We start from the raw sequence: 21,698 nt of genomic DNA on the forward strand, positions 1-21,698 counted from the left end.
GCCTCAGGTCTCGCGTTCGCGCCCATAGGCAAGCAACAGGCCGAGGATGACGACGCCGTAGGCGATGCTGCGCACGTAATCGGGCATGTTCAGCGCGAGCAGCACCGAAACGAGCACGGTCAGGCTGATCGCCCCGGCGGCAACACCGAGGTAATGACCCCGCCCGCCCAGGATATTGACGCCGCCGATCACCACGGCGGCGATCGATGTGAACAAATAAGGATCGCCCATGCCGAGCGAGGCCTGGCCGCCGAACCCGACCAGCAGAATCCCTGCAAGCGCCGCGAAGAAACCGCTGGCGGCATAAAGCATGATCGTCATGCCGCGCGCATCGATCCCGGCGAGCACGGCGGCACGCGGATTGTTGCCGAGTGCGTAGGTGGCGCGGCCAAATCTGGTGATGTTCAGCGCCAGTGTGACCAGCACGATCACGACCAGCCAGAGCAGCAAGGCGTCCGGGATGCCGAAGAGGCTGTCATGCGCCAGCGCCTGCACAAAGGGAGGGGCGTAGGAGGAGCAGGCCGAGCAGGTGAAGCCGCCGGTAAAGCCGAGCACCAGCCCCTCGATGATGCCGTTCATCGCCAGCGTCATCACCACCGCCGGGATGCCGAAAATGGCCACCCCTGCCCCGTTGATGGCGCCGATGACGACACCCATGACCAGCGCGGCGACGATGGCGATGGGCGCGCGTGATTCCAGCCCCAGCGAGGTCGTGGTCAGCACGATCGCGCCGGCGTTGAGCACCCAGGGCACCGAGAGGTCGATGCCGCCGATCAGGATCACGAAGCACTGCCCCGCCGCAACCAGCCCGACGAAGGATGCGATGACCAGAATACTCTCGACGCTGGCAAGACCGAGAAATCCCGGATGAACCGCCTGACCGAGCAGGAACAGCGCCACGGCGGCGGCGATCGCATAGACAACCCGGCGGGATTCCGCCGCCATGGATCTGAATCCGTTCATTTGGGCCTCCGCCGGATGGTGCCGCCGATCACACCGCCGACCACCACGGCGATCAGCAGGAACACGCCCTCGTAGAAAGATTGGAACAACGGGTTGACGTGCCCGAAGAACAGGATGTTGACGATCAGCGTGGTGATGAGCGCGCCCGCAATTGCCCCGATTGCCGAACCCCGCCCGCCGAACAGCGAAACACCGCCGAGCACCACCGCGACGATCGAGGACAGGGTATAGGAATTGCCGGTGGTGGCATCGCCCGCGGTGGCCGATGCGGCGAGGAACAGGCCGGCGGCGGCGGCGAGCGTGCCATCCAGCATATAGGCGATGATCTTGGTACGCAGGATGTTCACGCCCAGCGCGCGGGCCGCGGCTTCATCATTGCCGATCGCATACAAATCGACCCCGGCGCGGGAGCGGCGGAACGCCGACCACGCGAGTGCCAGCACAACGATAAAGATCAACGCGTAGGGCGCATTCGGGTTGACCAGAAAATTCGTGAAGGCCGGCGGGATCATCCCGCCCGGTTCAGGCAATACGCGGATCGCAAGCCCCTGATAGATCGACAGCGTGCCAAGCGTGACGACGATCGGCTGCAACCGGCCCAGCGCAACCAGCAAGCCGTTGACCAGACCGCACGCGGCGCCCACCAGCAGAATGACCACCGACCAGCCCAACGCGCTGGCCAGCGATTTCCCCATGGTCACCGCGGCCATCGCGTTGGCAAGATCGACCACGCCGCCCACTGAGAGATCGATGCCCTTGGTCAGCACCACGAAGCATTGCCCGACCGCGGCAAACACCAGCGGCACGGCGCTGTTCACCGTCGATGTCAGTTCGAAATTGCCCGGCAGGCGCTGCTGTTCGATACCGTAGATCACGATGAACCCGACGATCGCAATCAGCAGGATCGCCCCGGCCAGGATCAGGCCGATGTTCTGCGCGATCAGATGGCCAAGCCGGTTGCCGCGCGGCAGCGCATCGGCCGTCGTGTCAGGCTGCATGGGCAGACTCGCGCATGGCCGCGGAAACGATCGCCTCGGCTGTCAGACCGACGCCGGGCAGATCAGCGACGAAGGCCCCCCGGCGCATCACCAGCACGCGGTGGCAGAGATGAGCGAGTTCCTCGGCATCGGAGGAATAGAACAATATGGCGTAGCCCTCGCGCGCGAGCTTGGCGACCAGATCGTAGATTTCGTGCTTCGTCGCAACATCGACCCCCCGCGTGACATCGTACAACAGCAGAATGCGCGCCTTGGTCAGCAGCCAGCGGCCGAGCAGAACCTTCTGCTGATTGCCGCCCGACAGCACGCCGACCGGCTGCGCCGGGCTCGGCGTGCGGATGGCGAGCTGCGCGATCGTGTCATCGACCAGCGCGCGCTCCGCACCGCGCCGGATCGCGCCGAACTGCGACAGCCGGGCGAGAATCGGCAGGGTCAGATTGTCGCGGATTTTGAGCGGCAGGAATAACCCCTCGCTCTTGCGATCCTCCGGGACCAGCGCAATGCCGGCGCGGATCGCATCGCGCGGTGATCTGATGCGCAGGGTGCGGCCATTCTGCTTGATCTCGCCCTGGCTGAAGCCGGGCGCACCGAACAAGCCGAAGAACAGGCTGCGATGACCATGACCGGCAAGACCACCGATGCCGAGGATCTCGCCGGGCGACAGCGCGAGGTCGAGCGGTGCGATCCCCTCGCCAGCGACGCCACGCAGCGTGAGCACCGGCGGATTGTCCGGAGCCGGTGTGCGGACGGGAAACAGCGCTTCGAGCTGCCGGCCGGTCATCAGCGTGATCGCCTCATCCTCGCCGATCGTATCGAAACAACCGACATCGGTACCGTTGCGGAAAATCGTGATGCGATCGGCAACGGCGGCAATCTCGCCCCAGCGATGCGAGGTGAACACGATCGCCGTGCCGCCGTCGCGCAAAGCGCGGATCTGCCCGAACAGCCAGGCCACTTCGCGCTCGACCAGGGCGGACGTCGGCTCATCGAGCAGCAGGATGCGCGGTTTCGCAAGAATGACGCGGGCGATTTCGATGATCTGGCGTTCGGCGAGCGCGATGTCGGCGGTCAGGGCGCGCGGATCGATATGCGTGATGCCGAGCGCGGCGAGTTCGCGTTCGGCGACCTCGGGCATCGCCGCGCGATCGATCAGCCCGAACCGCCCGCGCGGCTCGCGCCCCAGCAGCAGGTTTTCGGCAACGGTCATGAACGGCAGCAGGGTCAGTTCCTGGAACACCGTGCCGATGCCATACCGGCGCGATGCGGCGATGCCGCTGTGCGCGGGTTCGCCCTCGATCGTCACGCCACCCGCATCGGGGGTGATCCGTCCGCCGAGGATCTTGATCAGGGTCGATTTTCCGGCGCCATTCTCACCGACCAGCGCATGAACGCTGCCCGGTGAGATCGCGATCGAGGCGCCGACGAGCGCCTTGACCCCGCCGAACGATTTGCTGACCGACTGTGCCGCAATGGCGGCAACCGCCGGTACTGCCGGCATCGTCAAACCTTCGGCAGATGAACGGTCAGGGTTCCAGGCCCCGGCGTCCCATGCAGCGCCGCGTTCACGCCGATTTTGACGACGGCATTTGGCCCGCTGTCGGTGAAGTCGGTGAAGAAACTGTCGGTCATCTGCGGAAACACGGTCTGGCCGACTTTGACAGTCGCATCCGTCACGAACGGGAACGGGATGGTGATGTCGCGGCGCGGATAGGTCTTGTTCAGAATGCGCCGCGCAAGTTCGAGCGCCACCAGCACAAGATAAGGCGGTTGCCCGATCGACAGGCCGTCCACCTTCTGCCCCATGTAGCCGATCATGAACTTGCGGAATCCGTTTTCCGCCTCCCCGGCGGTCGGCGGCAGCGGCGTACGCTTGGCCGCGATAAACGCTTTCAACACGCCATCGGTACCGCCCTGGCACCAGATGCCGTCAATTTTCGGCAGGCTCGGCAGAATGGCGGCGGTGTTCTTCTCGGCGGTCGCGGAATCCCAGTCCCCCGCATACCGGTTGACGATCTTGATCCCAGGATGCTTCTGCCAGACGGATTCAGCACCCTTGTTGCGCTGCTCATTGACCGTCGTGCCGGCCACACCGGTCACCATGATCACGTTGCCCTGCCCGCCGATTTTCTTGGCAACCCAATCGGCCAGCGTTTCACCGAATTTGAACTGGTCGGTATTTACTTTGATGGCAGCCGGCGTCGTCACGACGTTATCGAACGAGATCACCAGAATGCCGCGCGCATGCGCCTGCTGGATAATGCCGTTGAGCCCGGTCGGTGATGCGGCGTCGACCAGAATGGCGTCGACACGCTCGGCAATCATCCCGGAAATCTGTTGGCTTTCCTGGCTGACATTGTTGCCGGAGTTGAAATAACTGCCCTCGACCTGACTTTTGTAGGGCTCCATCTCGAGCGCGGCCTTGAACAGATTGACCATTTCAATCCGCCATTCATTGCCGATGTATGAGTTCGACAGCGCGATCTTGAATTTTTTCGGAGCGGCGAAAGCCGAACGCGGCACCGCGGCCAGCCCGGCCCCGGCAGCCATGCCGGCGATAACGGCGCGGCGCGTTGCGTCTTGATTCATTGTTTCCTCCTTGATGACTTTGTCGTTGATTATTGATTGAATACAGCTTTGTCGAACGTCTGACAATCAGGAACGATCGGGCGCCGCCTCCTCGGCCAGCAGGTCCGCAATCGCCTGATCCTCTTTCGAGGTAAGGCCGCTGATCCCGATCGCGCCGATCGGGCGGCGGTTGCAGCGGATCACCGCACCGCCCGGCAGCGCGGTCAGGCGTGGATCGCAGAAATAGGCAGGTGCGATGTTTTCGCGATGAATGCGCGCCAGAAACTCGCTCGTGCTGACACCCATGCGCGCCGCCGAGTACGCCTTGCCCTGCGCAATTTCGATGCCGCGCACCGGCGCCCCGTCCGCCCGGGCAAACGCGATCAGAAAGCCATCGGCATCGCAGATCGAAACACAGATCGGCCGATCGCCGTAATCGGCTGAAGCAATCCCGATCGCCCGGACCACAAGGCTTTGCGCGTGTTCCCGCCCGATCCGGTCCATCTCAAACGGCAACGCCGCGGTCGATCTGCGCGGTCGTGATCGGATGTTTCACGATCAGCAGATAGGCACCCGCCGAGAAGACACTGACCACAGACCCGACCACAAGAGCCAGAACGAACGATCCGGTGCCGGCGACAATCAGGCCCGTCACGGTCGGTGCCAGCGCACCGCCGAGATAGCCACCGAAGTTCTGCATGGCACCGACCGAGGCCGTCAGATTGGGCGGCACGGCAACCGAGCTGAGCGCCCAGGCGCATGTGCTGGTGATGTAGAGCAGAAAAATCGCCGCGGATATGAAGGCAATCGCCAGGTCGTTGCTGGTCACATACGCCGCGGCAAGCGTAAAGCCCGCGGTCCCGATCAAGGCGATGCCCGCGGGGTAGCGCCGGCTGTTGATCGGCGAGATCCCGCGCCTGACGAGCACATCGGCAAGGTAGCCGCCGCACAACGACCCGACCACGCCCCACGCAAACGGAATCGCGGCGGCGATCCCGGTGTATTTCACACTCATATGCCGCTGGATCTCGAAATAGCCCGGCAGCCAGGCGAAATAGATCCAGGTCATGTAAATGCAGCCGAAATAGCCGAGAATCATGCCCCACGTCGTCCGGAAACCGAACAGCATCCGCCACTCGCGAAATGTCATCTGGTGGCGTTGCCCCACATCGTCGCCCTGGGTGCGATATTGGTTTTCCTCGGCCGTCAGCGTCACATCGCGCGGATTGCGGTACACCGTGAACCACAGGGCGGCGACCAGAAGTCCGGCGATCCCCATGATGATGAACATCCAGCGCCATCCGAAATTGAGCATCAGCACGGTCAGCAACGGCACCCCGAGTGCGGTACCGAGCGGGCCGGCCGTGTTCCAGATGCCCGATGACAATCCACGATCACGGGGGTTGAACCAGTCGCGCGTAACGCGGCTGGCGGAGGGAAACTGCGGCGCCTCGCCGATGCCGAGCGCGATGCGGGCGACATAAAACTGACCGAAACTGCTAACCAGCCCGCTGACGACCTGGGCGAGCGACCATAACGACAAGCCGATCGTCAGCATCCAACGCGGGCGGAACTTATCGACCAGTGCACCCATCGGCAGCTGCGCGAAAGCATAGGACCACAAAAATGCCGAAAGCAGAAAACCCATATCAGCGACCGACAGTCCAAGATCATGCCGTATGAGCGGATTCCCGACAGCTAAAGTCGCCCTGTCGATGTAATTCACAGCGCCAGAAATCACGAGCATTACTAGAGCCGTCTTTTGGATTTTCTTGATACGCGGCGTGGCAGTTATCGTTGCGGACATTACTCAATTTCCTCAATTTTTTATTTTTCAGCATTATCATTGCGCGGAATCGTCAGACAAGGCACCAACGCTTCAGCGCAATTTTGCATGCAAAACTGCCCGAAGCCGCGCAGAAGTCAAGCGAAATTGCCGATTTTTATGCGCCCTACCCCCCCATCGCGCCCCGCGCGTTGACGTAGAGCGCGTAAACCGAATGGCTGGCAGCCATGAACAGACGATTTCGCATCCGCCCGCCGAAGCAGATATTCGCACAACGCTCCGGCAGCGCGATGCGCCCGATCGGCGCGCCGCCCGGATTGAAGACCATCACACCGTCAAGCGCCGCCGATCCCATGCCCCAGCCGGCCCATACGTTGCCATCGGTGTCGCAGCGGATTCCATCCGGCGTCCCGCCCGGCCCGGCATCGACGAACAGGCGGTCATTGCCCAGGCGGGTGGCGGTCTCGACATCGAACACCCGGATTCTGCGGTGCGGCACGCCGCGCGATTCGACCACATAGAGGCGATCTTCCGCAGGAGAGAACGCGAGCCCGTTCGGCCCCAGCACGTCATCGGCGACAATGGTGATCGCGCCCGACTGTCCGTCGATCCGATAGACGTTGGCGTTGAGTTCCTGGGGTGCAATGGTGCCTTCATAATGGCTCATCAGGCCGAACGGCGGATCGGTAAACCAGATGCTGCCATCGGATTTCACCACGACATCGTTCGGCGAATTGAGCCGCTTGCCCTCGAATCGATCGGCGAGCACGGTGATGGTGCCATCGTGCTCGGTGCGGACCACGCGCCGCGCACCATGCTCGCAGGTGATCAGACGGCCCTGGCGATCGCGCGTGTTGCCGTTGGCGTAATTGCCCTGGCGAAATACCGAAACAGAGCCATCGGTCTCATCCCATCGCATCATCCGATCGTTCGGGATATCGCTCCATAGCAAGAACCGCCCATCCCCGAACCAGACCGGGCCTTCCGCCCAGCGACAGCCCGTGGCAAGGCGTTCGACCGATGCGCTGAACACGCGATAGCGCGCAAAACTGGGGTCGAGCGTTTCAATCGCCGGATCGGGATAGCGGAGCGATGGTTGCCAGATGTCCATGGTTGAGCTTCCTTGATGCCGCCCGATTGCACAATACGGCGGTTGGTGATTTGAATGCAGGATCAACCGGATATAAATAATCCGCAACAGCCCCGTCGACCAAACCATCCGAAAGCCGAGGAAACCACCATGCATCATGCCCGGAACAACCGGAACGCGCCCCTGCCCTCTCTTGGTTCGGAGCCCGCCCGATGAACCTCGATGCGGCGGCGATCGCCACACTCGCGGATGTCTCGACCGCCACGATCACCACGGTCCTGCTCAAAAAGGGCCTGCGCAACATCTGGCTGCGCGGCACCATACCGCTCCGCAAGGGTCAGCCCCGGCTGGTCGGTCCCGCCTTCACCCTGCGCTTCGTCCCGGCCCGTGAAGATCTGGCGACACCGGAATCCTGGAGTTCGCCACGCTCCACCCGCGGCGCGATCGAGGATATGCCGGCCGGCTGCATCGCCGTGGTCGATGCCATGGGCATCACCGATGCCGGTATTTTCGGCGATATTCTCTGCGCACGCATGCGCCAGCGCGGCGTCGCCGCGTTGATCACCGATGGCGTGGTCCGCGACCTGGCGGGGGTGCTCGGCACCGGCCTGCCGGTCTGGTGCCGCGGGGCCGCCGCACCGCCCTCGGTCGCAGGACTGACCTTCGTTGCCTGGCAGGAGCCGATCGCGTGCGGCGGCGTCGCAGTGTTTCCCGACGATGTCATCGTGGCGGACGATGACGGTGCGGTGGTCATCCCCGCGGCACTGCTCGACCATGTGCTGGACCACGGCCCGGAGCAGGAACGGCTGGAGGCCTGGATCATGCGCGAGGTGGAAGCCGGCGTGCCGCTCCCGGGTCTCTACCCCGCCAATGCCGAAACCAAGGCCCGGTACGAGGCATTCAAGGCCGGCGCATGAGCGGGCTCAAAAAGGGCCTGACCAGTTACGGCGATGCCGGGTTTTCGTTGTTCCTGCGCAAGGCCTTCATCAAGGCGATGGGCTACTCGGACGATGCGCTGGAGCGGCCGATCGTCGGCATCACCAATACCTACAGCGACTACAACCCGTGCCACGGCAACGTGCCCGACCTGATCGAGAGTGCCAAGCGCGGCGTGATGCTGGCGGGCGGCTTGCCGATGGTGTTTCCCACCATCAGCATCCACGAGAGTTTCGCCCACCCCACCTCGATGTTCCTGCGCAACCTGATGGCGATGGACACCGAGGAAATGATCCGCGCCCAGCCGATGGATGCGGTCATGGTGATCGGCGGGTGCGACAAGACGCTGCCGGCCCAGATCATGGGCGCCGCCAGTGCTGCTCTGCCGATGATCGTGGTGCCGACCGGCCCGATGGTGGTGGGGCACCACAAGGGCGAGGTGCTGGGCGCCTGCACCGATTGCCGGCGGCTGTGGGGCCAGCATCGCGCCGGCGCGATCGATGCCGCGGAAATCGAGATCATCAGCGGCCGCCTGGCCCCATCGGTCGGTACCTGCATGGTCATGGGCACCGCAAGCACGATGGCCTGCATGATCGAGGCGCTCGGCCTGTCGTTGCCGATGGCCGCAACCGCCCCGGCGGTCCATGCCGAGCGGCGCCGCATCGCCGAAGCCAGCGGCAGGCAGGCCGTCGCCCTGGCCAGGAACGGCGGTCCGGGACCGGGCGCCATCATGACCCCGGCGGCGGTCCGCAACGCGCTGGTCGTGCTGCAGGCGATCGGCGGTTCCACCAACGGCATCATCCACCTGACCGCGATGGCCGGCCGCGTCGGCGTTCCGGTCGATCTGGCGGCACTCGATGAACTGGGCCGAACGGTACCGGTGCTGGTCGATCTGAAACCATCCGGCGCGCATTACATGGAGCATCTGCACCATGCCGGCGGCGTGCCGGCGCTGCTGCGCGAACTGGCGCCGCTGCTGGACATGACCTGCCGGACAGTCGGCGGCGCAACCCTTGCCGAGGTCGCGGCCGGCGCCGAGACCGTGCCGGACCAGACGGTGATCAGGCCGCGCAACGGCCCGTTGAAAACCAGCGGCGCGATCGCCGTGCTGTTCGGCAATCTGGCGCCGCGCGGGGCGGTGATCAAGCAATCCGCCGCCTCAACGGCGTTGCTCCAGCACGAGGGTCGGGCGGTGGTCTTCGAGTCCACCGCCGATCTGGCGGCGCGGATCGACCGTGACGATCTCGACGTGACGGCGGACGACATCCTGGTGCTGCGCAATGCCGGCCCGATCGGTGCGCCCGGCATGCCCGAGGCCGGGTATCTGCCGATCCCCCTGAAACTCGCCCGCGCCGGCGTCAAGGACATGGTGCGCCTGTCCGATGCGCGGATGAGCGGCACGGCCTTCGGCACCATCGTGCTGCATATCACGCCCGAGGCCGCAATCGGCGGGCCACTGGCACTGGTCCGCAGCGGTGACCGGATCCGGCTCGATGTCGCGGCACGGCGGATCGATCTGCTGGTCGACGATGACGAACTTGCCGCGCGGCGGGCGGCCTGGCCGTCAGCCCCGCGCGCACGCGTGCCGGCCGTGCGCGGCTATGCCAGACTGTTCGAGGCCAGCGTGCTGCAGGCCGACCAGGGCTGTGATTTCGATTTTCTGCTGAACGCAATGCCGGGAGACGACCAATGAGCAAGGCTGCAAAAATTCTGAGTCTCGGGGCGATCATGCCGATCGTCGATGAAGCGCTTGACGCCCGGTTCGAGGTGTTCCGGGATACCGATACCGCGCTTGACGAGATCATCGGCGCCCATGGCGATGAGATCCGCGCGATCGTGACGCGCGGCCGCAGTCCGACAAACGAAGCATTGATGGCCCGCCTGCCGAAGCTCGAGTTGATCGCGAATTTCGGGGTCGGCTACGACAGTATCGACGCAGCGGCGGCCGCCCGGCGCGGGATTGTGGTGACCAATACGCCGGATGTGCTGAACGACGAGATGGGCGACTTCACGGTAGGGCTGCTGCTGGCGACGGTGCGCGCCCTGCCGCAGGCGGAGCGGCATCTCCGCGCCGGTCACTGGCTCGATCGGCCGTTTCCGCTCGGCAACACGCTGCGGGGCCGCAGCATTGGCATCGCCGGAATGGGGCGAATCGGCCGGGTCATCGCCAGGCGACTGTCCGGCTTCGATGTGCCCATTTCCTATCACGCTCGGAATCGTGTTCCAGACGTCGCCTATCCGCACTATCCGGATCTGAAAGCGCTCGCCGCCGCGGTGGACGTTCTGATCGTCGTGCTGCCCGGCGGCGCCGCGACCCGCAACATCGTGGATGCCGAAATCCTCAAAGCCCTCGGACCCGACGGCATCCTGATCAATGTTGCGCGGGGCTCGGTGGTCGATGAGCCCGCGCTGATCCAGGCCCTGCGCGACAAGACGATCCTCGCCGCCGGGATCGACGTGTTCGCCGCCGAACCGCATGTGCCGGCCGAACTGATCGCGATGGACCATGTCGTGCTGGTCCCGCATGTCGGAACCGCAACCCACCACACGCGCGGGCTGATGGCCAATCTGGTCATCGAGAACATAATCTCGTGGTTCAGCGGTCATGGCGCCGTGACGCCGGTGTCTGAGACGCCACAACGGCGGTGATGGCGGCCGATCGTCGCGAAATCGTCTTGAAATCAAATTATCGTGATGATCGGCTCCAGCACGGCGCCGATCATGATCACGTGTGCCATTCTGAAACGCAGAATCCTGGTCCGTCGGCCACAACTGCGGCGCGGCTCTACACCGAAGACCCGCTCAAACGCCCGATCAATTTTTTGGCATTTGAACACTGACGTATTTACGGCAGGTCGATCCCCGATGATCGGAACTGATATCGTTTCTTAATATCGGCCTGCACCGCGCTCTTTCAGTACAATAATTCTACCACCGGGGCACCGAGATCGGTGCACCTAGCCAATGGTTGCTCAATCGAGCCCTATCCATTTTTTTATTTGATCGCGCGCAGATCAAGAAAATTTCTACATTATTCTAGAATTTTATGATTCGGAGATTCTGAGCCAATTTCATAGGCTTGCTGACATATCACGGCATTTTCGTGATGAACGGCGAATGTTTCTTGACATGAGACCTCGATCCGAAACGAACTCGCAACATTCGAATTTATTGAAAAAATTGAGCTAGTTTAAACAATAGTATGTTTAATATAACGTATCACACAACTTCCCCGCGTATTCTACCAACTATCCCTTAGGATATTTGGGGAATGTCAGCCCACCCCGCTCCTCTGAAGGATCACGAAACCGATGCACGTAACAAACGAACAAATCAGGCCCGCATCTGTCGAACTCGGCGTTCCCCTGCGGAATGATCCCCGGGTGGACATGGCCCTTTATCTGCCCCGATTTATCCAACCCTTCCTTACTTGGTTGACCGCCAAGCCGGCACCCGGTGAAGTAACGAAACCGCGACGACCGGTCACATATGTAAGCGAGGCGATCGGCCTGACTGTGGGCGGTACGATCGTTTCTGCCCTAGCGCTCGAATGGGGGCATCCGGGAACACCCTGGTTCTGGATCGCCCTGTTCGCCGGTCTCCTGGCAACCTCCTCCGGGCTGGGTCTGTTCCAGGTCGTGATCTTCCATCATTGTTCGCACGGAACCGTCTTCAGTACCCGCGCGGCCAACCGGCTGATCGGACGGATGATATCGGCCATTCTCCTGTTCAAGCATTTCGACCTTTATCAGAAGGAACACATGCTTCATCACAACGCCAACAAACTCTTCACCGATGATGACGAATTCACCGATTTCGTCGTCGGCATCTGCGATCTGCGCACCGCGCTGGACCGCCGCGCGCTCTGGCGGCACCTGGTCTTGCTGCTGGTCTCCCCCTGGTTTCACGCACGGTTTCTCTCCAAGCGGATCAAGGGCAGCCTGAATTCCTTCGAGCGTTCACACAATCTGATCGGCATCGTCTTCTGGGCGAGCCTGCTGATCGGAGCGGCGCTGACCCATACGCTGACGATCGTCCTGATCGCCTGGGTCCTGCCGTTAACCATCCTCCTGCAGATTGCGACGGTGTTTCGCATTCTATGCGAGCATCGCCTGCCCTCGATCGAGATCATCGACCAGCGTGGCAAGCAGCTGATCTGTGAAGCGACCGCGGGTGTGTTCCCCGGCGATTTTCCGCCGCGGCGCGACGCACGCAACCTGGGTGGTGCGCTGGCGTGGGCCGCATGGTGGGCGAACATGCTGACGGTGCAGTTGTTCGTGCGCCTGTTCGTACTGGTGGGCGATGCGCCCTGCCACGATTTTCATCATCGCCGGCCTGGCAAGCGCTGGACCAATTACGTGCACGCGCGGCAATCCGACCTCGATGCCGGCTGCCCCGGGTTTCCGGCCAATTACATCGAAACCTGGGGCTTGTTCCGTGCGGTCGATGAAAACTTCGCCGCCATGGCCCGCGCACCGGCCGATTTGTTCGGCTAGGATTCCGGGGCCGGCAACCGGGCCGTACCGGTCGGCAACGATACCGTCACCGTGGTACCGTTGCCGACAATGCTGGCAATCCGCAGGGTTCCACCGTGCGCTTCGACCAGTTGTTTGGCAATCGGCAAGCCGAGGCCGGCCCCGGAAACGCGGCGTCCATTCAGATTGGCAAGTTGAATGAACGGCTCCAATACACGGTCGAGATCCTGCGGGGCGATGCCGACACCGTTGTCCGCGACGCTGATTTCCACCGCCGCGTCGTCCATGATGCGCGCGGCAACAACAATGGCGCCTGCGGGCGCGGTAAACTTAAGGGCGTTGCCGATCAGATTGGACAATATCTGCCGAAACCGCTCGTAATCGACGGCGATCTGCCATCGTTCCGGCGGCTGAATGACCTCGAGGCTGACCCGCCGGGCGGCGGCCTCCGCCGCGAGGCCGCGTACCGCATTTTGCAACAATTGCACGAGCGGTACCCAATTCACCTGTAAAAGCGGCACGAGCGTCTCGAATCTTGAGAAGTCAAGGATATCCTTGACCAGAGCAAGCAAACGACGACCTGAGTCCAGAATTTGATGGACATATTCAGCACGCTGCTCCGCCGACGGCGTCTGCCCTCCCTGATTCATCAATAATTCTGAAAATCCAATCACCGCTTCCAGCGGAGAGCGGAACTCATGGCTCAGCGTCGCCAGAAACTGCGCCCGCACGGTATTGGCTTGTTCAGCCACCAGTTTCGCCTGGCGCAATGCGGCTTCGGCGACCTTCCGCATCAGCACATCGATGTAAACCCCCAGCGCGACCTCGACCAATTCGCGGTCACCGGCCTCGAACGCGCGGTGGATATTGCTTTCCACCCGATTGCCGAGCAGCAGCGCGCGGCCGTGCGATTGGTCATAAGCCCACAGGACATACGGAACCTCGAGCAATCCCGTCATGCTGGCCGACTGCGGCGCGGCCGAATGGCTCGTCGACGTGAACAGGAAGTCCGGTGGCGCCGACAAGAGCATGGACGACGATTTCACCGCGCCAAGCGTGTGTTCCACCATGAAATGATCGGGTCGCGCGGGCTCGACCCGCAGGAACACCGCACAATCGCAAACCGCGGTATCGGCAATGGTGGCGAGGATCAGCCGCCCGATTGCATGCGGCTCGACATCCGCCCCGATCAGTCGATAGGCTTCGCGCACCAGCTTCGCAACGGTCTTGCTCCGCCGCGCTTCGCGCGCCACCCGACTTTGCTCCTCCTGCAGCCGCAGTAATCTCGCGCCGATTTCGTCATACTCGCGACGATAGTAAGCGACCTCGCGCTCAAGCCGAGCCCGCTCTTCATCCGCAAGCTGCATCTGCATGTCTAGGGAGCGCGCTGGAACACGCTGAGCACTCCAGTCCAATCGAGCGGTCGGCTGTAGTCCCCGGCGAACGGTGCAATCTCGACCCCCGAATAGAAACCCATGAACGGGAAAATCGGCGCGAGCGTCTGCAAGACGAGTTCCGCCTCCTCGGTCGGTGCCCCGCTCATCACGCTGGCGCGACCGGCGCAGTCGATATAGAGAGCGAACAGGCAATTGTCGGCGACGGTCCGCCGGCTGAGCTCGACAACGCCACGCTCGACCGACTCCAGCATGAGCACATTGTCACGGCTCATAATCTGTACCCGCGTGCCGACAGCGAAATCCGGTTCGAACAGCGTAATCGAGCCCCGCGCCGGGTTCGCATGCAGAATGAGCCGATTGACGTAGTTGTTTTCGTCATACGGCGCGAAAGGGTCGCCTTGTTTCTGCCCCAAGGTCGCGACCAGCGAGAGCTCCTGCCCGGATGTCGTGCCCAGTTCCAACCCCAGCATCCGCTCGATCACAGTGAGTGCGGGCTCACCGTTCAGTTCGAGCACCTCAGCCCCCTCGATCCGGGTGATCTGCATGAAACTGCTGACCGGCCGACACCCATGCAATATAGCGGTCGAGGCCGTGATGCCGGCCGGAAACACCAGCGCGGTCATGGCGTGTTTGCGAACGTCGTCATCGACGAACATCCACCCATCCGATATGTTGATATCGGTCAGCAGGCCGCCGCCTATCACGTGAAGGGCACGATCGTTCAACCCCGCTTGAAAGCCCGCCATCAACTGGCTGGCCGGATGCAGCCGGAGCGGCGATGTCGACGCGACACTGTCGAACAGCAGCAGGACGGCCGCACCATCGTCGGTATGATCACGCACCTCCCTGCCGAGCGACCGCCCGGCCGCCTCCTCACCTTCGAGCAGAGCGCCGGTGCTGATGACCTGCGGCGTCACCTCCGCCCCGTGGAAGGCAATCAGCCCGAGTTCGAACCCCGTGTATCCGAGCCCCGCCGTGGCGATCGCGCCCGCCGCCGACCCCCCCGCCAGCGTCACGTCGGGAAATGTGCCGCGCAATGCCGCCAGCGCGGATGCGGGATCGTGCCTGCCGCCCACGAATGCGAGCACAAGATCCGGGTTGGCACGGCCGATCTGCGCACGGCATTCGCTGGCAGCCGCCATGATGTTCTGGTTGCTCGCATACGCCGTCCGCACGGCGCCGGTCACGAGCGTGCTCCACTCTCGAATGAAATGATCCGCCCCGAGACCTCGCCGAAAGCGACCACGCGGTTCCGCCCGGCACGCTTCGCCTCGTAAAGGGCGAAATCCGCACGCGCCAGCAAACTGTCCGCCGCATCCCCCACGCGCACCGCCTCGGCATCGCCAATCGTCAAGCCGATACTGGCGGTAACGCGAATCGTCCGCTCGACAATCATGCCCTCAATCGTCACACGGATTTTCTCGGCAATCACCGATGCCGCCGCCTCATCCGAAAGACCCGCGATCACGACGACGAACTCCTCCCCGCCATAGCGAACGATCAGATCGCTCGGCCGCAGATTCTGTCTCAGAATATCGGCAACACCCCGTAGAGTCTTGTCGCCCACCGCATGACCGTGATGGTCGTTGATGGCCTTGAAATGATCGAGGTCGATCATGAATAACCCAAACCCGCCGATCGAGCTTTCCTCGCACAACCGCTGCAGGTGAGACTCGAGATATCGCCGGTTGTAGAGCTGCGTGAGCGGATCGATCACCGCGAGACGCAGTGCGCTTCCGACATCGTCGCGCAGGGTGTCCTCATAAAATTTGCGCTTGATCTGATTATTGACACGCAGCAACAATTCATCCGGGTCGAGCGGCAGCACCAGGCAATCGTTCGCACCCAGATCCAGCGCGGCAATCATCAGATCGCGCTCGTCCTGCTCCGCGATCAACAGCAGCGGCGTATCCCGTGTCTCAGCCCTGGCACGGCACCGTGCCACGAGTCGCAACGGATCTCCGTCGAGCAGCGAAAGGCTGATCAGAATAAGATCGAACCGGTCCTCCGTCGTCTGCGCCAGCAAGTCTGCCTCATCGGAGGCGACCGAAACCAGAACCCCGGCGTCACGCAGACAAGCGCCGATCGCCGCCGTCCGCGCCGCAAGATCATCTGCGATCAGAACGCGCGCCAACCCATGCGGCACATCGCTCGGTTGCGCGACCCGCAGACCCAGGGCGGTCGCTGCCGCACCGCGCAAGCGCCACTCGTCCATCAGACGCTTCAACCGCAGAATGCCGCGCAACCGCGCCAACAGCAGATCATAATCAACCGGCCTGGTCAGAAATTCATCCGCCCCCGAGCGCAGCCCCTTCGCGCGTTCGGCCGGTCTCTCGAGCCCCGTGATCATGATGACGGGAATATGCGCGGTCGCCACACCGTCTTTCAGCGCATTGCAGACCTCATACCCGCTCATCGTCGGCATCAGCACATCCAGCAGGATCACATCGGGCTGCCAGACGCGCGCCACCTCAACAGCCTCCCGGCTGTCGGTAACCATCTTGACGTCGTAATATTCCTGCACAAGTCTCGCTTCTAATAAACGAGCATTTGGCGCGATGTCATCAACGACGAGGACCCTGGCGGTCAAACCGAACTCCTTCTAACCGGCTTAAGTACATTAATTACAAAATACAAAATACAATAGCGTTGCTTTTTCAGCTCAAAAAAACTTTGGTTATGCCGACTTGATAGTCCGAATAATCTAAGCCGTTTTCGCCGTAACGCAACAACTCCATGTTGCGATCGCTTGATAAACCTATCGGCAGACGTGAGTGAGCGCCGGTATCCGCAGCACCGCAGGTTGAAAATCGAGCGCGCCGTGGCAAGCCCTACGCGATCGCCCCCGCACCGCACGTCTTCATTACCTGGCTTGTTTATCAAATATATGGCAATTGAGGCAAGAAGAATGCCTCCCTGTGCGATAGCGTCTCCAAATGTATCTTATTGTAAAATGGCGCGAGCGCCGGCCGGGTTCAATGAGCCCCGGCCGCCCTAGCGTCACAATCAAACACACAGATCCCGTCGCCGCGCCGCGATGGTACGCCATGTCATGGCCGACGGCGCAAAACCCCGCCGTACCCGCCGAACGGGCGATGATCATGGGCGTTGACGTCGTCTCCGCACCACCCATCCCAGACCGAACAAGCCCGGGCCGAGCAACAGCAGCGATGCGGGCTCAGGCACAGCCGTCGCGGGAGGTGGCAGGAACATAAAAATCACCGTGCTATCGGCATCGCCCATCGAATACGCCCAGGCGGTTCCGGCCAACACCATCGCGTTGGCGGCGTTGCGGGCACGACATCGGCGGTCACCATGCCCGCCCACCCCGGCATCACCGCATCCCTCACCCCGTCACGGCACCAGCCAGCTCGCCCCGCACCCCCCATCGGCCGCCCATTCGAACCGCGCGCGCCGATGCCCGGCATGATGCAGCCAAAGCCACTCCAACCTGTCGAACTCTACCGCCAGCACGGCAAAATTGGCAAACCCCGCCTCGCTGAACACCGGCGCCGCCGGCGGCGCCGCAACCGACCGTCCCGGCGCCGGTTCGATCGCATAGCACGCCCGGCTCGCCGGCAATCCCCGCTGCCACGCGGCGCGCGCCACCGCATCATCCACATGCACCCGCGCCGTCGCGCCCAGCCGGATCTGAATCGCCGCCCGTGCGTCATAAACATGCACCGCCACGCGCGGCATCCGCACGATATCGCCGAATTTCTCGCCCCGCCGATCAGTATGCAGCGTCAACCGCCGCGCCGCCGCGTCGAACCCGCGCAGCACCATGGTCCGCACCCGCGGCGCGCCATCCGCGCCTACCGTCGCCACGCTCGGCGTGCGAAACGCCGAACGCCGGTCCGCCACCCCGCGCGCGAACAGCCGGAACGCCGAGGCGACCACCGCGCCCAGATCATCCCCAACCGCACAAGGCGCGTCATCACCCGCCACCGAATGATCCATCATCAACCCCGGCGCGGCCTTGCCGGCGCACCCCGCCGCCAGAGCGGCCGCACCCGCAGAAACACCCGATAACCAAATTCCGCCGCCACATCGAACGGCGGCACGCCAACCAGCCGTCCCAGCCACCGCAAGCCCCGCATCCCGCGCCAGATCTCCGCGAACGCCGCAGCACCCGATACCAGCGTGCCATCCGCCCGCCGCACATGCATCCGCCCCAGCGCCGCCTCCCGCGTCAGACCCGCGCCGAGCTGCGCCGCATCCGCCGTCGTCACATCCATCCAGTCGAACCCCGCGCCCCCCGCCCGGCGCTGATACTGCCCGATCTCGCGTGAACACACCGGGCAACCGCCATCGTAATAAACCACCGGCCGCGCGTCCGGCCCCTCATCGCTCAACCTGTCCATGCACGCCAGATTGGCGCGGATCATGGTTTTGCAATCGCGCCCAGCCGCTACGTCGTCCCGCAAACCCAGTCCCGAAACAACGCCAGATCGATATTCCCCCCGCACAGCGGCAACCCCACCCGCTTGCCCGCCATCACCCCCGCCTCCTGCATCAACGCCGCCAGCGGCGCCGCCCCCGCGCCCTCGGCCAGATTATGGGTATCCTGCCAATACGCGCGGATCGCCGCGGCAATCTCGTCATCCGTCACCGTCACGATCCGCGAAACCCCCGCCCGGATCATCTCGAACGCCGCCGGGTCGGGAATCCGCACCGCAATCCCATCCGCCCGCGTCGTCGCCGTCTCAAGGCTCACCGGCCGCCCCGCCGCCAGCGAGCGCGCATAGGTGGGCGCCCCCGCGCTCTGCACGCCGATAATCTCGGTCGCCACCCCCAGCAGATCCCGCGCCATGATCGCCCCGCAAACCCCCGAACCCAGCCCGATCGGCACATAAACCGCATCGAGCGCCGGCACCGCCCGAAACAATTCCAGCGCCCAGGTCGCCACCCCCAGCACCAGGTCCCGATGAAACGAGGGCGCGAACACCAACCCCTCCGCCTCTGCCAGCCGCATCGCCTCGATCCGCGCGGCATCGAAATCATCGCCATGCTCGATCAACCGCGCCCCCAGCGCCCGCATCGCCGCGTTCTTCTCGGTGCTGTTGCCCACCGGCACCACAATCGTCACCGGAATCCCGAACCGCGCCCCCGCATAGGCCAGCGACTGCCCATGATTGCCCCGCGTCGCCGACACCACGCCCACATGCTCACCGCCACCGGCGGCGAGCTGCTCCATATGCACCAGCCCGCCCCGCACCTTGAACGAACCGGTCGGCGTATGGTTCTCATGCTTCACCCACACCGCCGCCCCCGTCCGCGCCGCCAGCAGCGGCCAGGCGTACTGCGGCGTCCCCGCAAACGCCGCATGAACCCGCACCAGCGCCGCGTCCAACTCCGCCAACGAAAACATCATCCTCCCCCCCATCGCACCCGCGCGACCATCACGCGCCCAGCATCGCGCATAACACCCCGATCATCGATCCCGACAACGCCCTGCCTCACCCTAACCCACCGCGACCAGCGCGCCTCACGCGCTCCAACCCAACCCTGCCCGAACCCACGCGGCCCAAAACCCAACCGCCGCCTGGCTCACCGCCTCGGTACCGACAACCGCCGAGAACAAGGACCAACAGTCATCAAGCCGCACTGCGTCCACCGCCCCACCGCAGCGATCGCACTGCCACCTCACAAAAAATGGCAGGTGTAGCTGCCCGATTCCGTCGCACGAACCCACGCCTGGCGCACCGGAAGCCGCCCCACCAAGGATTTCGAGTCAACCATCGAGCGCCACTGGCAATATTCTCCTTGCACATCGCCCACTGACCACAAAAACTGCGCGAGACCGATCGAAGCACAACCGCTCAGATTCAGGCTCTCAGCGGCGAATTTTGTGGAAGACCAAAAGGATAAAGCTTGGTAAAAAGTGGGAAGGCGGGTGTGGAAGGGTACCGCCCTATGCTTTTTACCAACGAGCGCGATTAGGTGACCGTAATTGACCGTATCCGGACACTATAAAATAGCCTGCTCAAAATATGGGGATTCAGGTATTGAGGACAGCTTGTTTTATTGGGCATGGCTTTTGGACTAGATGATCACTGAAATCATCTGCAGAAGGTGGCTCCGGGTTGTCACAAAAAATAAATCCCTTTATCACGGCAACGAACTCTTCATAAAAACTTATATCTTGGAATTTAATTTCATGAATAAGAAACATCTATTTATTTAGATGCTGTTCGATTCACCGCTGCGATGGCTGTATTTTTTGGTCATATCTCCGGTGGTCGATTCACGGGCGGTCTATTCTGGCAAATGGGACCATACGGTCCCGAAGCCGTCGATGTGTTTTTTGTGCTGTCAGGCTTCGTCATCGCTTTTGTTTATGACACTCGCGAAAACACACCGATGGGCTATGCCGTTAGTCGTTTTGCCCGGATCTATTCAGTCGCTATTCCCGCGCTGATCGTAACCTTCGTCCTCGATGGTATCGGCCGCGCCACCAGACCCGGACTTTACACCGAAGCATGGCACTACGTCTGGCACGGGCGCGCCTCCCAGATCGTGCACGCCCTGACATTCACCAATCAGATTTGGTTCAACAACCTGCCACCGGGTTCCGATTTCCCCTTTTGGTCCCTCGGCTTCGAAGTTTGGTATTACGCCATTTTCGCGCTTGCCGTTTTTACCATCAAACCTTGGCGCATTCCGGTGGTCCTGCTCATGCTGGTTTTCGTTGGCCCCAAAGTCGCGGCCATGTTCCCGATCTGGCTGATGGGTTTCGGTGCCTACCACCTCTGCAAACGCGTCGTTATTCCCGTTCCCGTCGCCGCCAGCCTTTGCCTCGGTGCAATCGCTGTCTGGGTCGGCTACGAAGTTCATGCTTGGCGCGCCGGCCGCCCAATCGGCCCAAACTGGATTGGTCGCCCTCCGATCATTCAAGACTATATCATCGGCACCCTCTTTACCGTCCATCTGATCGGCTTTCGTTTTGTCTCGCATATCCCCGGCCCGGTCCTGCGCTTCTTCGCCGGCCCAATCCGCTGGATCGCCGGTGCAACCCTCACCCTCTATTTGTTCCATTTGCCGCTTTCACAATTCCTCGCTGCCGAAACCCCCTGGCCGTCGAGTGCGTGGCAAACAAGGCTGCTGATCTACGGCGGCGTGCCAATCCTGGTGTTCGTGATCGCCGAATTCACCGAACGTCGCAAAAACATCTGGCGGTACGGATTCGAGGCATTATTTCAGCGGGTGGCGTCTTCAGTGGTCACCTGAGTGCTGATCACGCACGTCCTTATGCTCCGAGGAATAGGGGAAGCCTGTCTGCTTGCTTCTACATTGCTCGAACACAGAATCATTTATTATGGAAACAAAGCAGCACGTGCGCTATAGTCAGTTTGGATGCTGTTTCATAATGCCCTCAGGGTTTTTAAATAGCTCGGCACGGGTTGAGTAAGCTATTTATCTCATTGTTTATTATGGTGAATATGAGGTGGCGGATGTTAAATCCGTCGAGGCTCGTATTTCGCGTTA

Annotated in this window: 21 protein-coding genes; 7 read left to right on the plus strand and 14 right to left on the minus strand. The window is 62.5% G+C overall.

Annotated elements, in window-relative coordinates:
• Positions 1–3: 3 nt before the first annotated feature.
• From AruPA_RS06030 to AruPA_RS06060, 7 genes are all read right to left on the minus strand, one after another.
• Positions 4–963: an ABC transporter permease gene (locus AruPA_RS06030; protein WP_265635736.1), complete on the minus strand. Its 960-nt coding sequence runs from the start codon at positions 961–963 to the stop codon at positions 4–6.
• Complete coding sequence (locus tag AruPA_RS06035; protein ID WP_265635737.1) at positions 960–1,961, minus strand: ABC transporter permease; 1,002 nt, start codon at positions 1,959–1,961, stop codon at positions 960–962. Before AruPA_RS06035 ends, AruPA_RS06030 begins: the two co-directional genes overlap by 4 nt.
• The gene (locus AruPA_RS06040) at positions 1,951–3,459 is read right to left on the minus strand and encodes a sugar ABC transporter ATP-binding protein (protein ID WP_265635738.1); all 1,509 of its coding nucleotides are present in this window, start codon (positions 3,457–3,459) and stop codon (positions 1,951–1,953) included. Before AruPA_RS06040 ends, AruPA_RS06035 begins: the two co-directional genes overlap by 11 nt.
• 2 nt (positions 3,460–3,461) lie before the next feature.
• Positions 3,462–4,547 (minus strand): sugar ABC transporter substrate-binding protein, encoded by a 1,086-nt coding sequence (locus tag AruPA_RS06045; protein WP_265635739.1) that lies wholly within the window; start codon positions 4,545–4,547, stop codon positions 3,462–3,464.
• 66 nt (positions 4,548–4,613) lie between these two features.
• Positions 4,614–5,042, minus strand: coding sequence for a heme-binding protein (locus tag AruPA_RS06050; protein ID WP_265635740.1), 429 nt, complete (start codon positions 5,040–5,042; stop codon positions 4,614–4,616).
• Positions 5,032–6,333, minus strand: a complete 1,302-nt coding sequence (locus AruPA_RS06055) for an MFS transporter (protein ID WP_322784383.1) — start codon at positions 6,331–6,333, stop codon at positions 5,032–5,034. Before AruPA_RS06055 ends, AruPA_RS06050 begins: the two co-directional genes overlap by 11 nt.
• Positions 6,334–6,478: 145 nt before the next feature.
• Positions 6,479–7,423: an SMP-30/gluconolactonase/LRE family protein gene (locus AruPA_RS06060; protein ID WP_265635742.1), complete on the minus strand. Its 945-nt coding sequence runs from the start codon at positions 7,421–7,423 to the stop codon at positions 6,479–6,481.
• Positions 7,424–7,614: 191 nt separating this feature from the next.
• On the opposite strand from AruPA_RS06060, the gene AruPA_RS06065 reads away from it, so the two are divergent.
• The 5 genes from AruPA_RS06065 to AruPA_RS06085 all read left to right on the plus strand — a co-directional run bounded on the left by AruPA_RS06065 (position 7,615) and on the right by AruPA_RS06085 (position 12,834).
• Positions 7,615–8,319 (plus strand): ribonuclease activity regulator RraA, encoded by a 705-nt coding sequence (locus tag AruPA_RS06065; protein ID WP_265635743.1) that lies wholly within the window; start codon positions 7,615–7,617, stop codon positions 8,317–8,319.
• Entirely contained in the window at positions 8,316–10,031 is a 1,716-nt protein-coding gene (locus AruPA_RS06070) for an IlvD/Edd family dehydratase (RefSeq protein WP_265635744.1), read from the plus strand. The genes AruPA_RS06065 and AruPA_RS06070 overlap by 4 nt, the downstream gene beginning before the upstream one ends.
• Complete coding sequence (locus AruPA_RS06075; RefSeq protein ID WP_265635745.1) at positions 10,028–10,987, plus strand: 2-hydroxyacid dehydrogenase; 960 nt, start codon at positions 10,028–10,030, stop codon at positions 10,985–10,987. Before AruPA_RS06070 ends, AruPA_RS06075 begins: the two co-directional genes overlap by 4 nt.
• On the plus strand, positions 10,987–11,178 hold the full coding sequence (locus tag AruPA_RS06080; protein ID WP_265635746.1) for a hypothetical protein: 192 nt from the start codon (positions 10,987–10,989) through the stop codon (positions 11,176–11,178). The genes AruPA_RS06075 and AruPA_RS06080 overlap by 1 nt, the downstream gene beginning before the upstream one ends.
• Positions 11,179–11,853: 675 nt before the next feature.
• Positions 11,854–12,834 (plus strand): fatty acid desaturase, encoded by a 981-nt coding sequence (locus AruPA_RS06085; protein ID WP_265635747.1) that lies wholly within the window; start codon positions 11,854–11,856, stop codon positions 12,832–12,834.
• Here the strand turns inward: AruPA_RS06085 and AruPA_RS06090 are convergent.
• The gene (locus AruPA_RS06090; RefSeq protein WP_265635748.1) at positions 12,831–13,883 is read right to left on the minus strand and encodes a sensor histidine kinase KdpD; all 1,053 of its coding nucleotides are present in this window, start codon (positions 13,881–13,883) and stop codon (positions 12,831–12,833) included. The two genes, AruPA_RS06085 and AruPA_RS06090, sit on opposite strands and share 4 nt — an antisense overlap.
• 3 nt (positions 13,884–13,886) lie before the next feature.
• Between AruPA_RS06090 and AruPA_RS06095 the strand changes: the two genes are divergently transcribed.
• On the plus strand, positions 13,887–14,096 hold the full coding sequence (locus AruPA_RS06095; protein ID WP_265635749.1) for a hypothetical protein: 210 nt from the start codon (positions 13,887–13,889) through the stop codon (positions 14,094–14,096).
• Positions 14,097–14,188: 92 nt separating this feature from the next.
• On the opposite strand, the gene AruPA_RS06100 is transcribed toward AruPA_RS06095, so the two are convergent.
• From AruPA_RS06100 to AruPA_RS06125, 6 genes are all read right to left on the minus strand, one after another.
• Entirely contained in the window at positions 14,189–15,397 is a 1,209-nt protein-coding gene (locus AruPA_RS06100) for an FIST signal transduction protein (protein WP_265635750.1), read from the minus strand.
• Positions 15,394–16,800, minus strand: a complete 1,407-nt coding sequence (locus AruPA_RS06105; protein ID WP_265635751.1) for a PleD family two-component system response regulator — start codon at positions 16,798–16,800, stop codon at positions 15,394–15,396. Before AruPA_RS06105 ends, AruPA_RS06100 begins: the two co-directional genes overlap by 4 nt.
• 509 nt (positions 16,801–17,309) lie before the next feature.
• On the minus strand, positions 17,310–17,486 hold the full coding sequence (locus AruPA_RS21695; protein WP_322784384.1) for a PEP-CTERM sorting domain-containing protein: 177 nt from the start codon (positions 17,484–17,486) through the stop codon (positions 17,310–17,312).
• Between the two features lie 78 nt (positions 17,487–17,564).
• A complete protein-coding gene (locus tag AruPA_RS06115; RefSeq protein ID WP_265635752.1) occupies positions 17,565–18,173 on the minus strand; it encodes a pyridoxamine 5'-phosphate oxidase family protein in 609 nt (202 codons plus the stop codon).
• Entirely contained in the window at positions 18,173–18,598 is a 426-nt protein-coding gene (locus AruPA_RS06120; RefSeq protein WP_265635753.1) for a thiol-disulfide oxidoreductase DCC family protein, read from the minus strand. Before AruPA_RS06120 ends, AruPA_RS06115 begins: the two co-directional genes overlap by 1 nt.
• Positions 18,599–18,621: 23 nt before the next feature.
• Complete coding sequence (locus tag AruPA_RS06125; protein ID WP_265635754.1) at positions 18,622–19,584, minus strand: threonine dehydratase; 963 nt, start codon at positions 19,582–19,584, stop codon at positions 18,622–18,624.
• 803 nt (positions 19,585–20,387) lie between these two features.
• On the opposite strand from AruPA_RS06125, the gene AruPA_RS06130 reads away from it, so the two are divergent.
• Entirely contained in the window at positions 20,388–21,440 is a 1,053-nt protein-coding gene (locus tag AruPA_RS06130) for an acyltransferase (RefSeq protein WP_265635770.1), read from the plus strand.
• Positions 21,441–21,698: the final 258 nt, after the last annotated feature.

It is taken from the genome of Acidiphilium sp. PA (assembly GCF_026191915.1).
Taxonomy (GTDB): Bacteria; Pseudomonadota; Alphaproteobacteria; order Acetobacterales; family Acetobacteraceae; genus Acidiphilium.